Source organism: Thioalkalivibrio sp. ALE25, from assembly GCF_000377285.1.
Classification (GTDB): Bacteria; Pseudomonadota; Gammaproteobacteria; order Ectothiorhodospirales; family Ectothiorhodospiraceae; genus Thioalkalivibrio.
On sequence record NZ_KB897932.1, the window covers coordinates 103,870 to 119,340 of the forward strand.

The window sequence follows — 15,471 nt, forward strand, 5'->3', positions numbered from 1 at the left end:
AGCGTGAACGCCAGCTGGCCTTCCGCGGCCTGGTCACTGCTCTCCAGTTCCAGCGCCGCCGTCACCGTCACATCCAGACTCGGCTCCGGCATCGGCACCTCGATCGCCGCCTGCGCGTCATCGCTCAGGACGAACGGGTTCACACCGTCCTCGGCGATGGTCACCGTGCCCTCGACCGACGCCATCAACCCGTCCAGACCCACCTGGCCATTACGGATCGCCGCCGCACCGTCGGCTGTCAGCACCACGTTGCTACCTTCAAGCGCCAGATAACCGCCGCTGTCCTCGTTCAGCGACAGAGCGATCTCGCCCGCCAGATCGCCGTCGATGCCATCCAGGTCCAGGTCGGTCGTGACCTCGAACACCACATCGTTCTCGGCCGCCGACTGCGGCCAGTCCTCCGGCGTATCCACCGCCGACATACCCACCGTCAGCTCCGGCTGTGGAGTCGGTACCACCACACCACCTTCGGCGCTGGCTTCGAGCATGAAGGTATTGACGAGGCCTTCACCGATCGTCAGCGAGCCCTCGATGGTCACGTCAAGATCGTTTCCTGAAACCTGTCCGTTCTGGATCGCTCTGGCACCTTCCTCGCTCAGTACGACCGACCACTGGCCCCAGTCATTCTGTGAAAGCTCAAGGTATTCGCTGTCGCCACCAACGATCTCGTACGAGAAATCGCCCAGCGAGGGGTCGATGCCATCAAAGTCAGCCTGAGGGTTGATCCAGAATACCGGCATGCCTGCTTCAACTGCCGACGCGGGGAACCCAAAATCTCCGGCCACGTTATCCGCGCCGACACTGAGTTGCTGCAGATCAGGCTCTTGACCCTCAGGCAGCTGGTCCGCCGGAGGCATATAAAAGACTTCTCCCGGCCAAAGTTCGACATCAAACGTCGGCTGCGGGACCTCCACCGCAACGGCTGAAACTTCCGTCGCCGAAACCGGACCGATTCCCTCGATTTCCACGGTGCCCTGAACTTCGACAGAAAACTCGTTATTGGGTACCTGTCCATTCTGCAAGGCCCATGCGCCCTGCTCGGTCAACACGACGGCTGGATTGCCCTCGGAATCCGTACCAATCGCCAGATAGTCCGAATCGCCCCCAACAATTGCATATCCGATCGGGCCCGCGGCCGTATCCGGCAATCCGTCCAGATCCAACGTGGAATCAAGGCTGAACACCGCCAAACCCGTACCGGGTTGTTCAGAGGGCGACACGTCGGCCTCTTCGACCCGAGCGGACATGACGTCTGGACTTTGGGGACGAATATCCGCTACGACCCGCGAGACCATCTCACTGAGCGGTGTAACGCTGATGACGAGGCTGGGTTCCGGTACCACTTCGTCGGTGGTTGTCCCCGTGTCGTCTGTCGTTGTCCCGATCCCAGTATCCGCGAGCGTCCCTCCATCTTCACCGCCAGCTTCACCGGGGCCGCGCAGGGAATTCGAGTCATAGGCGTAGGTGACCTGGCCTACTTCCTCGGAGCCGCGGGTGACACGGACGAAGCTACCGCCCTCACCGGCGACACCGCCGTCCAGACCGGCGGCCGGGGCCTCGATCAGATCCGTGATGTCTTCTCCCCGATCCAGAGCCGCAATGATCTCCTCAACGGTGGCGTCGGCTACCTCGGCGTCCTGGGATTCGGGTTCGGCGGATTCGGCAAGGTCCGCGGTAATGGTGGCCGATTCGTTGCCGGCCAGCGTCATGGTGGACCCGTCCTCGAAGGCCATTTCGATGAAGGCACCGTCTTCAGCGATCACTTCTTCGCCATGGAAGATTGGGTCGCCCGGCTGCAGGACGCGGGTGTTGCCATCCTCGTCCCGCGCAATGACGGTGCCGACAATGGATTCAACGGTCGCTACGACGACTTCGGACATGACGATCCCCTTGGATACGGTACTAGTTGAAAGTTTTAGCTGGATAGGATCCTAGGGGAGCGGCCGCTGGCGCGACAGCTGTACTGAAGTACAGGTGGGCAGGAGGAACGGCCGTAGGACTCGACCGGGAAAACCAGATGCACTCGTAACGATCTGGGTCTCGATTTCGGGCGAGATGATTGGCCGCATCCACGAATCGAGCGAGTCGAGAGCCGAAGGCGAGCCATCCGTCAGGCGGCGCGGCCCGCAAGATGGTCATGTGGGTCGCGAACCCCATCACCCCCGGACGACGACCAGAAGGATCGCCTGGACCGGATCAGGCCGTGGGCCAGGACTCGCGCAGACGCGTAAGGTGCAGGACGAGCTGAACGCGATCGTCTACGTCGAGCTTCTTGAAGACCGACCCAAGATGCATCTTGACCGTGCGCTCGGTCATGCCGAGCTGGCGTGCGATTTCCTTGTTGTGCGCGCCTGTGGTCACGGCCAGGGCGACCTGGCGTTCGCGCGGGGTCAGCTCCTCGAAGCCCTCGGGCGGCGTTTCCGGATCACGCGGCTGCACGCTGCGCACCGTACGGATCATGCGGGTCATCAAATCGGGGCCCACCCACAGACCGCCCCCGGTGACTGTGGTTGCAATCGTTCGTAGCTGGGCGACGTTCGCCAGGGTGTGGCAGTAACCGTGTGCGCCGGCGTCGAAGGCACGGATCCCTTCTTCGTCGTTCGGGTGGCGGGAGTGCACGATCACGCGGTGCACCCGCGTGCGCTGCCTGACCTGCTGGTCCCAGTCGGCCAGATCCGTCCCCACCCAGCACGCCTCGGCGCCCTCGGGCAGCGCCGCGGGAAACGGCGGCCGGAGCACCTGGGCGTCCGGAAACGCCGCCTCCCAGCGCGGCGACGGCCGCGAATCTTGATCGATCAGGAAGATCTGCATGTCTCTCAGCGCTCCGTAAAGGCCAGATCGCCCGCGCGGAGGATCGGCTTCAGCAGGTACTGCAGGATGGTTCGTCGCCCGGTGATGATGTCCACCTGGGCCACCATCCCGGTCATGATCTGGTGCTCCTCGTCAAAGCCGGTCTCTTCGGTCCGCACGCGGACCTTGTAGAAGGTGTTGCCATCGTCGTCCGTGATCGTGTCCGGGCTGATGTGTTCGACGGTCGCCTCCAGCCCGCCATAGATCGCGAAGTCATACGCCGTGAACTTCACCCGCGCCTGCAGGCCCGGCCGTAGATAGGCGATATCCTGTGGCGATACTCGGGCCTCGATCAGGAGTTCGTCCTCCAACGGGACCACCTCCGCTACCTCGCGTCCCGGGGAGATGACACCGCCCCGAGTGGTCACGAACATCCTCTGCACAATCCCGGTCATCGGGGAGCGCACCTCGGACAGGCGCACACGGTCCTCGAGCCCTTCGGTCCCCTCGGCCAGCTCCTGCAGGCGGCCCAGCGTGTCGGCCAGCTCGGCGCGCCACTGGTTGCGGAAATTGAGCCGCACCTCGCGGATCTTCTCTTCCGCCTCCTCGATGGCGGCATTCAGGCGGGCGATCTGCGCCGTGGCCTGGTCGCGATCCCCACGCGCATTGGACACCTCCCGCTGCAGGCGGAGCACTTCCACCTCCGAAACCGCCCCGCTTTGAACCAGCGGCTCGGTAACGTCCAGTTCCCGGCTGGCCAGTTCCAGTGCCCGCACAGCCTGGGTGCGGCGCGCCCGTACCTCGTTCAACTCCTCCTGGCGCTGGCGCATCTGTTCCTCGGCAATCCGGATGCGCGAGTTCAGCTCCGCCAGGCTTTCTTCATACAGTCGCTGTTCCTGCTCGACGATAGCGGGTGGGCCCTGCTGTAAGTCCGGCGTAACGAGGAAAGGCGTATCCGAAAGTAACGCGATCAGCCGGGCTTGCCGGGCGCGGAGCGAAAATTCGCTCGCGCGCGCTTCGCCCAGATCGGAAAGGAAGCGGGTGGGGTCGATCCGCACCAGGACATCGCCGCGCTCAACGACGTCACCCTCGCGCGCCAGAATCTCCGAGACCACACCCCCATCCATCGATTGCAGCACCTGGAGGTTCTGTGAGGGAATCACGCGCCCATCGCCCCGCGCGACCTCGTCGATCTCCGCCACCGAGGCCCAGTACACTAGCAAGGCCAGGGTCACCAGAATGCCGTACAGCAGCGCACGGGCCCGCAAGGGTTTCTCCTGGATCTGGGTCCAGTCGGCATCCGAAGCCCAGTTCCGGTGGTCCGAGCCCCCCTTGGCCAGCCAGGGCCGAAAGATCCGGTCCACCATGGGCGCGCCAACCTTGCCGGCGCGATCCATCCCGCGCCCGAGGTCTTCGAACCCCTGTCCTTCCTTTCGCTTGCTCACGCCTGCGCCTTCCCAACGCGGCCTTCCCGCAGGGCCTGGACGACCTGGTCCTTCGGCCCATCCGCCACCACGCGGCCCTGATCCAGCACGATGATGCGATCCACCAGTTCGAGCAGCGAGGTGCGATGGGTCACGATCACCGCCGTGCGCCCCTCCATGAATTCGGCCAGGCGACGCTTCATCGCCTGCTCGGTCGAGTTGTCCATGGAGCTGGTGGGTTCGTCCAGCAGAAGCATGTTCGGCTCGTGCAGCACCGCACGCGCCACCCCGACACTCTGTTTCTGACCTCCCGACAGGCGCCCGCCGCGTTCCCCCACCTGCATGTCGATGCCCTGCGGATGGGTGTTGATCAGATCCTCGATACCGGAAATCGCGATCGCCTTGCGGATCGCCTCGTCCGACGCCAGCGGATCACTGGCGACCAGGTTCTCCCGGAGGCTGCCGTAGAAGAGCGTCACCTCCTGCCCCACATACCCCATGGAACGACGCAGCTCTGCCGGGTCGAGCTGACGCACGTCGATGCCGTCGACCATTACCGCGCCGCCAGTCGGCTGGTACAGGCCCATGATCAGCTTGGCCAGTGTGCTCTTGCCGGAGCCCACCCGCCCCAGGATCGCCACATGCTCCCCCGGCTGGATGCGCAGCGAGACGTTGCGCAAGGCCGGGTTGGGCTGCTCGGGGTAGGCAAAGTCCACATTGCGGAACTCGATCGCCCCCTCGAAGCGATCGCGACTGAGGAACGTGGTTTCCGGAGGCCGCTCCACCGGCAGCGTCATGATCTCGTTAAGGGAGCCCAGCGCGGTGGAAGCCTGGTGATATTGCATCAGCAGCCCCGCGGTCTGGCTGATCGGCGCCATGGCCCGGGAGGAAATCAGGTAGGCGGCAATCAGGCCGCCCATCGACAGATCCCCTTCCATCAGCAGGAACACCCCGAGGACGATAATGGCCACCCCGACCGTGTGCTGCGCCCACAGCGCGGTGTGCGTGACGCTCGCCGTGAGCAGGCGATTCTGCGCGCTGGTACGCGCCAGGTGGGCCGTCGAACGCTCCCAGGTCGCCTGGACTCGCCCCTCGGCGCTCAGCGCCTTCAGGGTTTCCGCACCGGCAAGGCTTTCCACCAGCGTGGAGTTGCGCTGCGCAGCGACGCGATAGCTCTCCTCCGCCAGCGCATGCAGCTTGCGGTGGATCGCCGTCGCGTACAGCAACAGCACCAGCGCACCAATCAACACCGGTACCGCTAGCGGCCAGGCAATCAACGCGATGATCGCAATGAACAACAGTGAAAAAGGCAGATCGACAAAGGCGATGATCGTCGCCGAGGAGATGAAGCTGCGCACCGACTCGAACGCGCCGATATTGGACGCGAACGAGCCCACCGAGGCCGGGCGGTTCTCCATGCGCAGGCCCAGCACCCGCTCCATGATGTGCGAGGACAGCTTTACGTCCGCCCGCATCGCGGCCTTGTCGACAAAATGACTGCGCATGGTGCGCAAGACCAGATCGGCGATCAGCACGATCACCACGCCCGCCGCGAACATGAAGAGTGTTTCCGTCGCGTGGTTGGGGACGACGCGATCGTACACGTTCAGCACGAACAGCGGCATCGCCAGGGCAAAAAGGTTGATCATGACCGCCGCCACGAGCACGTCGCGGTAGAGCGGTCGGTTCTCGCGAATCACGCGCCAGAACCAGTGGCCCTTGTCTTCTTTCGAAACGCGCGGCGCCCGCGCATCCATCCGAAACTCGGGACGGACATAAATCGCTCGGCCCAAGTAGCGCGACTTCAGGCGATCGAGCGGAACTTCGATGACTGCGTCACTCACCTCCGGGTCAACCACGTGAGCCACACTCTTGTCCTCGTTCCAGCCCACGAGGACCCACGCTTCGTGGTTATCCAGCAGCAACAAAGCCGGGAGGAGTTCGTCTTTCAGTGCCCGCGCCTCGCGCGTCACCGTTCGCGTGGTCATGCCTGCGCGACGCGCCGCGCGATCCACGAGGGACGGGCTAAGCCGTCCGTCCTCCAATGGGAGGCCCGCACGGGCCGAATCCGCCGTCAGGTTCAGGCCATGGGTTCGCGCGATGAGTATCAGACCGCCCAGAAGGGGATCGGGACGATCGCGGGAATCTAAAACCGGAAGTGGCGCGGTAGCCGCCGACTCTTCGACTGCGGGGCCTGAGTCCGACGCTCGTTCATCGGAATCAGGCCCCGCGGAGTCATCCCGTTCGTCGATGTCTTGGCGGTTGATAGGTATCCCTCGGAAGGCAGCTTCGGTAGGGGGAGATGCGCGCCCGAGCAACCGATGCGGCCTTTACAACGTTAATTACGTCACAACTTTGCCCCGCCCTCACTCGCAGCACAAGGCAGACGCCATCCTTCGCTTCACGACGGATTAACGCGCCTTCGAGCACGAAAGAATCGACGCAGTTGGTCACCGGCCTTTTCGGCCCGAACACCGCATACCACCTCAATTTGGTGGTTGTGAGAGGGATGGTGGATCAGATCCAGCGCGCTCCCTGCGGCGCCGGTTCGCGGGTCGGTCGCGCCATATACCAGGCGGGCTACCCGGCCATGGATCATGGCGCCGGCACACATGCTGCATGGCTCCAGGGTCACGTAGAGGGTGGTGCCCGGCAGCCGATAGTTCTGCAAGCGCTCGCCGGCTTCGCGCAGCGCCCGGATCTCGGCATGCGCCGTCGGGTCGTGCAGCGCGATGGGTGCATTGTGGCAGGCGGCCAGGCAGGTGCCATCGGCGTCCACCAGGACTGCGCCGACCGGGACCTCGCCGGCTGCGGCCGCCCGATCCGCCAGGGACAGGGCGCGCTCCATCCAGTAGTCCGCCGCGCCCGGGGCGTCGGGCGCCGGACCGGTCTCGCCCGGCGCCACGCTACGCGCCACTGGTGGGCCCCGGGGGCGGCTCGTCCAGCGCCGCCTCGATCGCCCGGACCAGCTCCGACGGCTTCTTCTGCGGCGCGAACCGCCGGATCACCCGGCCGTCGCGACCGACCAGGAACTTGGTGAAGTTCCACTTGATGCCCTGTGTGCCCAGGGCCCCCGGCGCCTGTTCCTTGAGGTATCGAAACAGCGGATGGGCCTCGGCACCGTTCACCTCGACCTTCGCGAATACCGGAAACGACACCGCGAAGCGCGTGCCGCAGGCGCGGATCTTCCCGGCGTCCCCCGGTTCCTGACCTCCGAATTGGTTGCACGGAAAACCCAGCACGCGAAACCCCCGTTCACCGTAGCGTTCGGCCAGGGCCTGCAGACCCTCGTACTGCGGCGTGAAACCGCACTCGCTGGCCACATTCACGATCAGCAGGACATCCCCCCGCCAGGCGGCCAGCGGCTGCTCGTCGCCGTCGAGTAGCGGGGCGGAAAAATCGAAGACGTCGGTCATTCGCGCATCCCGTGCCCGGACTCCCGCAGCGCTTCGTCTTCCAGCTCCGCCAGCACGTCGGCAGTGGCTTGTGAGAGTGCGGCCACCAGGCGTGAGGCCGACCGCCGGTCGATCGTGTGGGCCGCCTCCAGGTGCACCAGGCGCGCATGCGTATCCGTGCGCAGCTGGGCCCGCAGTCCGACGCGGCCCGTGCCCTGTACGGCTTCACCGGTGTCCACAGCGCTCAGTGCCTCCAGATTGGCGGCATCCAGATCGCCGTACAACGCCGTGACGAGGACGTGCAACTGCACCGCCGGTCGCCCCTCGGCCCAGGCGTCCGCCGCGTTATCCACCAGTTCGATGGCGGTATCGTTGCGGGTCCACCGTTCCCGCAGCAGCTGCTCGAACTGCTCGGCCGGCCGCAGGAACCACTCGTTGTAGTAGTCCGACTCGTAGCGGTGATCCCCCAGGCGATAGACCAGTCCCTTGCCCGAATAGGCCGGCGCCACGCGCACCGATCCCAGCTCGACCGCCAGGGGCTCGGCGTCGCCAGCCATGCGCGGCGCCGGCTCGGCGGGCAACTCCAGCAGGAACCACGAGCGGTCAACGGCCTCGCGTTCGGGGATCAGCGTGCAGCCGCCCAGTGTCCAGGCGATCAGCAGCAGTGCGGCAACGCTCCATCGGGTCATCCATCTACTCCTTGTCCATGGTGCTGCGGGGCGGCGGGGCACCGAACAGTGCCCCCCCCGGGTTGCGGCGTACGTCATCGGACAGGCTGCGCAGTCCGGCAATCGCGGCCTGCAGTTCGTCCAGGGTCTCCAGCAGCTTGGCCTCGCTTACATCCATGCCCCGATCGAGGCGTTCCACCATCGAATCCATCCGGTCGACCAGCCGTCCAACATCCGCCGCTTCGGCCGTCTCGCGCAGTTCCCGCAGCGCGGCCCGCGTCTCGCTGGGCAATGCCTGAGTATCCGGGTGCTCGATCAGGCGCTCGACCGACTCCATCACCCGGGTGGCCGTGCGGGTTGTCGTCTGCAGTTCCTCGATCATTTGATCCGCCTGGTCCGCCAGGCGGGCCGTATCGAGTTCCGCGATCGTGGTCTCCACCGTGACCAGCAGGCTCGTCAGGTTGTCCACCACACCCTCGATGTCCAGCTCGTCGATGCGCTTGAGGAGGTTCTCGGCATACTCCAGAAACTGCATGGCGGTACTTGGTGCGGACGGGATGTAGATCCCCTCCGGGTCCCAGTCATGTGCCAGTGGCGGATGGGCCTCGGGGTCCGAGAAGTCCGCCTCGAGATAGTTCATACCAGTGATCCCCTGAGCGGCCATGCGGACCCGAAGCCCGGCATCGATCAGGTTTTTGAAGACCTCCACGCGGAACTCGCCCTCTTGCGCACTGGCCGCGAAGCGATCCGGGTACAGCCGCGCCCGCACCATCACGTAGCGTTTGCGATCGCGCGGCGAGATATCCGCCTCGTACACCACCGAGGTAAACGTCATGTCGGTCACCTCGCCGATGGTCACCCCGCGGAACTTCACCGGCGCCCCCACCTCCAGACCCTGGATCGACGCGTCCATGTAGGTCTCGATCTGGATCGACGGGCGCAGCAGATTGCCCGCCGTCAGGATCAGCAGCGCCGCGACCAGCGCGGCCAGCCCCCCGAGGATGAACAGCCCCAGCCGGAAATGATGTCGGGCACTCATGCGGGCCTCTCCTCGTCGGAATCCGTCCGCCGCAGGAAACGCTGTACCCACGGGTGGTTCGATGTATCGCGCAGGGTGGCCGGGTCGCCCTCGGCCGCAATCCCCTGACTCTCCTTGTCGAGCATAATCACCCGGTCCGCGATCGCAAAAATACTGGCCAGTTCGTGACTGACGATCACGATCGTCATGTCCAGGGTCCGCGCCAGACGCTGGATCAGGCGGTCCAGATCGGCCGAGGTAATCGGATCGAGCCCGGCCGACGGCTCATCCAGAAACAGGACCTCCGGGTCCAGCACCATGGCCCGCGCAATCGCTGCGCGCTTCTGCATCCCCCCGCTGATCTCGGAGGGCATGAAATCGGCAAATGCCCCCAGCCCCACCAGTTGCAGACGCGCCCGCGCGATCGCATCCATCGCCTCGCGCGGCAGATCGGTATGCACCTCCAGCGGCAGGCGCACATTCTCCAGGAGGGTCATCGAGCCGAACAGCGCGCCCATCTGGTACATCACCCCCACACGGCGCAGGATCGCCTCCCGCTGGGCCTCGTCGGCCTCGGCGATATCCGTGCCGGCCACCCAGATATGCCCGGCCAGCGGCTGGTAGAGCCCGATCATGTGCTTGAGCAGCGTGCTCTTGCCACTGCCGGAGCCGCCCAGGATCACGAAGATCTCGCCCCGACGCACGTCGAAGTCGAGATCACGCATCAGCACCAGATCGTCGAAGCCCATGGTCAGACCACGGACGCGGATCACCACGTCACGGTCATCAGGGTCCGCCATGTTCGTGTGTGTCGGGTTCATGCGTCAGACCCCGAGATGGTAGAACAGCACGGCAAACACGCCGTCCAGCACCACGATCAGGATGATGGACGTCACCACCGCGCTGGTGGTGGACAGCCCCACCGAGGCCGCCCCGCTGCCGGTTTGCAGCCCGCGCAGGCACCCCACGCCGGCAACCACCAGGCCGAACACCACGGCCTTGGCCAGCCCGGAAAACAGATCCGACGGGCTCAATGCGGATGTCACCTGGTTGAAGTACGCCACCCAGGGGATGCCAAAGCCCTGCATCACCACCGCGCCACCGATCAGCCCGATCATGTTGGCGTACAGCGCGAGCAGGGGCGCCACCAGCAAACCGGCCAGCACCTTCGGCAACACGAGAAAGTGCACCGGGTCCAGGCCCATCGTCTTCAGGGCGTTGACCTCCTCGTTCACCTTCATGGTCCCGATCTCGGCCGCGAATGCCGCCCCGGAACGGCCGGCGAGCAGAATGGCCATCATCAACGGCCCCAGTTCGCGGAACAGCGAAACCGCCACCAGGTTCGCCACGAAGATCTCGCCGCCGAACTGGCGCATGGCAATCGCCGACTGAAACGCCAGGATCACCCCCAGCAGGAACGCAATGAGCGAGACAATGGGCAATGCCTGAAAGCCCGCGGCCTCCGCCACGCGCAGGGTGTCGCCCCAGCGCACCTGGCGCGGGCGCCGCAGGGAGCTGCCGATGGCCCGGGCCAGCTCGCCCACGAAGGTGAACTGCGAGTGGGCGGCGCGCCCCAGGCGGTCCACCCCGTCCAGCAACCCCGGCCACCAGCCACGCCCCCGGGCGGCCCGCGCCGGCTCGACCGTCTCCAGCTCGCGGTATGGCGCCAGCTGGTCCCGGACCATCGACCCCATCCCTTCGAAGCGGACCTCGGCTCCCGCCCTCGCGAGGTCCTGCTCCAGCGCGTGCAGCAGTGCGGCCCCCGCACCATCGCAGTACTCGACGCCCTCCATGTCGACCACCACGCCCCGCGCCCCCGGCTGCTGCGCCAGATCGCGCGCGCGGCGCCGCAGTGCACCCCAGTGATGTTCCACTGCACGCACATCCAGCCGCCCGGTCAGGCGCAGGCGGGGCGCCGGGTCGGCTGTGGCATCATATTCAAACGACTGTCGCCCACCGGCGGCCGTGGAATCCATCGCGTAACTCGCGTAGAACGTGCGGCCATGGTAGCCGCAACACGGCCCCGGGAACCATTCGCCTACCCGGAACACTCCAAGGCCTCTCCGCCATCAGCAACCACGAGGCACGCATGCCATCGGCTCAGGAAGCCCTGCAACAGATTGAACACGCACTCAACGAAGTGCTCCTCGGCAAACCCGAGCCGGTGCGACTGGCCCTGGCCTGTCTGCTGGCCAACGGGCACCTGCTGATCGAGGATCAGCCCGGTGTCGGCAAGACCACTCTGGCCCACGCCCTTGCCCGGGCGATGGCCCTCGACTACCAGCGGGTACAGTTCACCAGCGACCTGCTGCCCGGCGACGTACTGGGCGTCTCCATCTTCGAGCAGGGGAGCGGCGAGTTTCGCTTCCATCCCGGCCCCGTCTTCACCCAGGTGCTCCTGGCGGACGAGATCAACCGTGCGCCCCCCAAGACGCAAAGCGCATTGCTGGAGGCCATGGAGGAGCGCCAGGCCAGTGTCGAGGGCGCGACCCGCGCCTTGCCGGTACCGTTCTTCGTGATCGCCACCCAGAACCCGGAGGAGCAGGTTGGCACGCACCCGCTGCCGGAGTCCCAGCTCGACCGCTTTCTGATGCGCATCCAGCTGGGCTACCCGGATGCCGGAGCCGAACGCGCCCTGCTCGAGCGCAGCGGCCCGGCCCCAACGGCCGCGCCGGTCGCGGAGACCCACCCGACACCCCCGAGCCTGGCGGCCCCGCACCAGCTGCGCGAATGGCAGGACCAGGTGGCCGGCGTCCACGCGGATGCCGCAGTCCTCGATTACCTGCAGGGCCTGTTGAGTGCGAGCCGCGACCGGGCGCGCTTCGCCCACGGACTGTCGCCCCGCGCCGGGCTGGGCCTCCTGCGCGCGGCCCGGGCCCATGCCTTTCTCGACGGCCGCAACTACACCACGCCCGACGACGTCGCCCGTGTACTGCCCTCGGTCGCCGGCCACCGAGTGCGGCCGCGCGAGCCGGAGAGCCCCGAACGCACGGTCGCACGCCTGATGGAATGCGTCCCGACTCCATGACCCGTTCCCCCCGCGCGCGAGGCCGCATGGCGCGACTGCGGGACGACGCGATCCGCTGGATCACCCGCCGCCACGCGCACGACGGTCAGGCGGCCCGCCTGGGCCGAGACCGCATCTACATCCTGCCCACGCGGGCCGGCTACACCCTGCTCGGGATCCTCCTGGTGATGCTCCTGGGTTCGATCAACTACTCCAACAACATGGCGTTCCTGCTGACCTTCCTGCTGGTCGGCATCGGCCACAACGCCATGTGGTACACCCACCGCAACCTGCTCGGCCTGCAGGTGGCCACCCTGCCCGTGCCGCCGGTCTTCGCCGGCCAGCCACTCGGTATCCCGCTGCGCCTGAGCGAGACAGACGGGCGCGCCCGCGAGGCTCTGGTGCTGCGTGTCGGCAACCGGGCGACGGGCCCGTTTCCGGTACCGGGCCGGGGCGCCGAAACCGCACGCCTGGACCTGTCCGGCCAGCCGCGGGGGCTCTACCGGCTGCCGCGCCAGCGCCTCGACACCCGCTACCCGCTGGGCATCCTCGAGGCCTGGACCTGGCTGACGCTGACCCCGGAGATCGTGGTCTATCCAGCCCCCATCGACCCGGGCGCCACACTCGGCGGGACCGGGGAAGACGAGGCACCCGCCTCCACCGGCCACGCGGGGGAGGCCCCAGACCAGATTCGCCCCTACCGACCCGGGGACCCGCCCGGACGCATCATCTGGAAGGCCTTTGCCCGCAGCGGAAAACTCCACGTGCGCGAGGCCGCCAGTGGCCAGGGTGATCGCCTGTGGCTGGAGTGGGATGCGATGCCCGCCCCGGACACCGAGACGCGCCTGTCCATGCTGTGCCATCAGGTGCTGGCGGCCCATGCCGAGGGTCGTTTCTTCGGTCTGCGCCTGCCCGACCAGACCCTGGAACCGGGCCAGGGTGTCAGCCACCGGGATGCCTGCCTCCGGGCACTTGCCGGGTTCCGAACCGAGCCCATCGAACTCGACCCGGAGCCCCGCTCATGACACCCGCTCCCATCCCGGCGGACCCGCGGGGCGCGCTGCGCGGCCTGGACCTGGCCCTTGTCGCGTTGCCGGTGGCCGCCCTGCCGCACGTCTGGCATCAGCCCCCGTGGATCACCGCGCTGGTGGTGCTCGCCATCGCCACCCGGGCGTGGCTGCTGGCGACCGGACGCGCCGCCCCCTCGCTGGCCGTCATGAGCATGCTGGCCGTGATCGCCGGCGCACTGACCTTGGCCCAGTTCGGCACCGTGTTCGGGCAGGAGGCCGGCACCGCCCTGCTGCTCGTCATGATCGCCTTCAAGCTGCTGGAGACCCGCAACCGACGCGACATCGTGATCGCCCTGTTCCTCGGCTATTTTGTGGTCGTCACCACCTATTTCTTCGATCAGTCCATCCTGATCGCCGGCTACTCGCTCCTGGCGACCGCCCTGCTCACCGCCGCGCTGATCCAGGTCCACGCCGGGCGTCCGCTCCCGCGCCGGCAACTGGCGCGACAGGCCGGGACCATGCTGCTGCATGCCCTGCCCTTCATGCTGATCCTGTTCTTCGTCTTCCCGCGCGTGGAAGGTCCGCTCTGGGGAGACCCGCAGCGCGAGGAGAGCGCCCGCACCGGGTTGTCCGGCGAGCTCAATCCCGGTGACATCGCCAGTCTGCTGCAGGACGACTCCACCGCCCTGCGGGTCGAATTCACCGACGCGGTGCCCCCTCCGCGCGCGCAGTACTGGCGCGCCCTGGTGATGACGGATTTCGACGGTCGGCGCTGGTCCGCCGACGAAAACCGGTCCGTGATCGAGGCCCCCGCACCGGATGACGACGACCGTGTCACCCGCTATACCGCCACCCTCGAGCCGACCCGCGCCCGCTATCTCCCGGTGCTGGACTACCCCGTCGCCCTGCCGGAGGACGCCGAACTGCGCGCGAACCACCAGGTCCTGCGCGATCGCCGTATCACCAGCCGCATCCAGTACAGCGCCGGGGCCGATCTGGTCACCCCGCCCGGTGCCGGCGAGACTTCACTGGATCCGCAGGAACGCGCCCGCGCCCTGCATCTGCCCCCCTCGGCCGCGCCCCGCTCGCGTGCCGAGGTCGCGCTGTGGCGCGCGACCCACGGCGACGACGACCGCGCGATCATCCAGGAGGCGCTACGCCGCTTCGCCGGCGAACCCTATCGCTACACCCTCCAGCCCCCACGCCTGCAGGACGACACCACCGACCAGTTCCTGTTCGAGACCCAGGCTGGCTACTGCGAGCACTACGCCTCCGCATTCGCCGTGCTGATGCGGGCGGCCGGCATCCCCACCCGCGTCGTCACGGGGTATCAGGGGGGTACCTGGCAAACGCGCGGGGAATACCTGCGCCTGCGCAATGCCGACGCGCATGCCTGGAACGAGGTGTGGCTGGATGGCGAAGGCTGGGTACGCGTGGACCCCACCGCCGCCATCGCGCCCGAGCGGATCGAGCAGGGGCTGACCGGCCTCGCCCGCGATACCGGGGAGGAAATACCGGGCTTTCTCCTGCGCGGAGAGGGACTGTCGTGGCTGCAGCGGGCACGCTTCGGTCTCGAGGACTGGGGCGATTTCGTGCGCTTTCGCTGGGAGAGCTGGGTGCTGGCTTTCGACCCCGAGCGCCAGCGCGAGCTCTTCGCCCGCCTCGGGCTGGATCCGCGGGACTGGCGCTCGGTCCTGATGGCACTGGGCGTCGGATTCGGCAGCCTGGCGCTGATCGCCATCATCTGGGTCTGGCTGCGCCGTCCGCGCCAGCGGCGCTCCCCGGCCGATCGCCTGCTGCAAAGGCTATCCGAGCGTACCGCACGGCATGACCGCAGCCTGGCGCGCCAGGCTCACGAGCCGGTGGATGCGTGGACCCGGCGCGTCGGCCGGGCGCGCCCGGACCTCGCGCAACCACTGACAACCTTCGCCCGCGTCTACAACCGCCAGCGCTTCGCGCCGCTGACCCCGGAGCAGCGCAAGGACCAACTTGATCACCTGCGCGACCTGCTGCGACAGGTTCCACGCGGAAAGCCCGCCGCGCCGCCAGCCCGGGAGCACGCATAACCGTCGCGCTCACTCCCAAGGGGGGCGCCAAAAAAACGGGGCCGACCGGTGCAGTTGGACCGGTCAGCCCCGTTGGCCGTTCGCGACCCGTTT

13 protein-coding genes are annotated in these 15,471 nt (G+C 67.0%); 3 read left to right on the top strand and 10 right to left on the bottom strand.

Going from position 1 to position 15,471, the window contains the following annotated elements:
* The 10 genes from C996_RS13800 to C996_RS0108590 all read right to left on the bottom strand — a co-directional run.
* Positions 1-1,880, bottom strand: a 1,880-nt coding sequence (locus tag C996_RS13800) for a retention module-containing protein (RefSeq protein ID WP_038035743.1), incomplete at its 3' end; no start/stop codon positions are given.
* Between the two features lie 316 nt (positions 1,881-2,196).
* Positions 2,197-2,811 (bottom strand): response regulator transcription factor, encoded by a 615-nt coding sequence (locus C996_RS0108550; protein ID WP_018867037.1) that lies wholly within the window; start codon positions 2,809-2,811, stop codon positions 2,197-2,199.
* A 5-nt stretch (positions 2,812-2,816) separates the two neighbouring features.
* Positions 2,817-4,235, bottom strand: coding sequence for an HlyD family type I secretion periplasmic adaptor subunit (locus tag C996_RS0108555; protein ID WP_026279257.1), 1,419 nt, complete (start codon positions 4,233-4,235; stop codon positions 2,817-2,819).
* A complete protein-coding gene (locus C996_RS0108560; RefSeq protein ID WP_231367144.1) occupies positions 4,232-6,325 on the bottom strand; it encodes a type I secretion system permease/ATPase in 2,094 nt (697 codons plus the stop codon). The genes C996_RS0108555 and C996_RS0108560 overlap by 4 nt, the downstream gene beginning before the upstream one ends.
* A gap of 290 nt (positions 6,326-6,615) precedes the next feature.
* Positions 6,616-7,131, bottom strand: coding sequence for a tRNA adenosine(34) deaminase TadA (tadA, locus tag C996_RS0108565; protein WP_018867041.1), 516 nt, complete (start codon positions 7,129-7,131; stop codon positions 6,616-6,618).
* Complete coding sequence (locus tag C996_RS0108570; protein ID WP_018867042.1) at positions 7,121-7,630, bottom strand: glutathione peroxidase; 510 nt, start codon at positions 7,628-7,630, stop codon at positions 7,121-7,123. The genes tadA and C996_RS0108570 overlap by 11 nt, the downstream gene beginning before the upstream one ends.
* Complete coding sequence (locus C996_RS0108575) at positions 7,627-8,298, bottom strand: membrane integrity-associated transporter subunit PqiC (RefSeq protein ID WP_018867043.1); 672 nt, start codon at positions 8,296-8,298, stop codon at positions 7,627-7,629. The genes C996_RS0108570 and C996_RS0108575 overlap by 4 nt, the downstream gene beginning before the upstream one ends.
* Before the next feature lie 4 nt (positions 8,299-8,302).
* Positions 8,303-9,316 (bottom strand): MlaD family protein, encoded by a 1,014-nt coding sequence (locus C996_RS0108580; protein WP_018867044.1) that lies wholly within the window; start codon positions 9,314-9,316, stop codon positions 8,303-8,305.
* On the bottom strand, positions 9,313-10,116 hold the full coding sequence (locus C996_RS0108585; RefSeq protein ID WP_051076901.1) for an ABC transporter ATP-binding protein: 804 nt from the start codon (positions 10,114-10,116) through the stop codon (positions 9,313-9,315). Before C996_RS0108585 ends, C996_RS0108580 begins: the two co-directional genes overlap by 4 nt.
* A 3-nt stretch (positions 10,117-10,119) precedes the next feature.
* Positions 10,120-11,271 carry an MlaE family lipid ABC transporter permease subunit gene (locus tag C996_RS0108590; protein ID WP_018867046.1) on the bottom strand — a complete coding sequence of 384 codons (1,152 nt, stop codon included), beginning with the start codon at positions 11,269-11,271 and terminating at the stop codon, positions 10,120-10,122.
* Positions 11,272-11,384: 113 nt separating this feature from the next.
* Between C996_RS0108590 and C996_RS0108595 the strand changes: the two genes are divergently transcribed.
* Genes C996_RS0108595 through C996_RS0108605 form a run of 3 tightly spaced genes read left to right on the top strand, consistent with a single transcriptional unit; the run spans position 11,385 to position 15,378 of the window.
* The gene (locus tag C996_RS0108595; protein WP_018867047.1) at positions 11,385-12,323 is read left to right on the top strand and encodes a MoxR family ATPase; all 939 of its coding nucleotides are present in this window, start codon (positions 11,385-11,387) and stop codon (positions 12,321-12,323) included.
* Positions 12,324-12,349: 26 nt separating this feature from the next.
* Positions 12,350-13,327, top strand: a complete 978-nt coding sequence (locus C996_RS0108600) for a DUF58 domain-containing protein (protein WP_018867048.1) — start codon at positions 12,350-12,352, stop codon at positions 13,325-13,327.
* A complete protein-coding gene (locus tag C996_RS0108605; protein WP_018867049.1) occupies positions 13,324-15,378 on the top strand; it encodes a DUF3488 and transglutaminase-like domain-containing protein in 2,055 nt (684 codons plus the stop codon). The genes C996_RS0108600 and C996_RS0108605 overlap by 4 nt, the downstream gene beginning before the upstream one ends.
* The last annotated feature ends 93 nt before the right edge of the window (positions 15,379-15,471 follow it).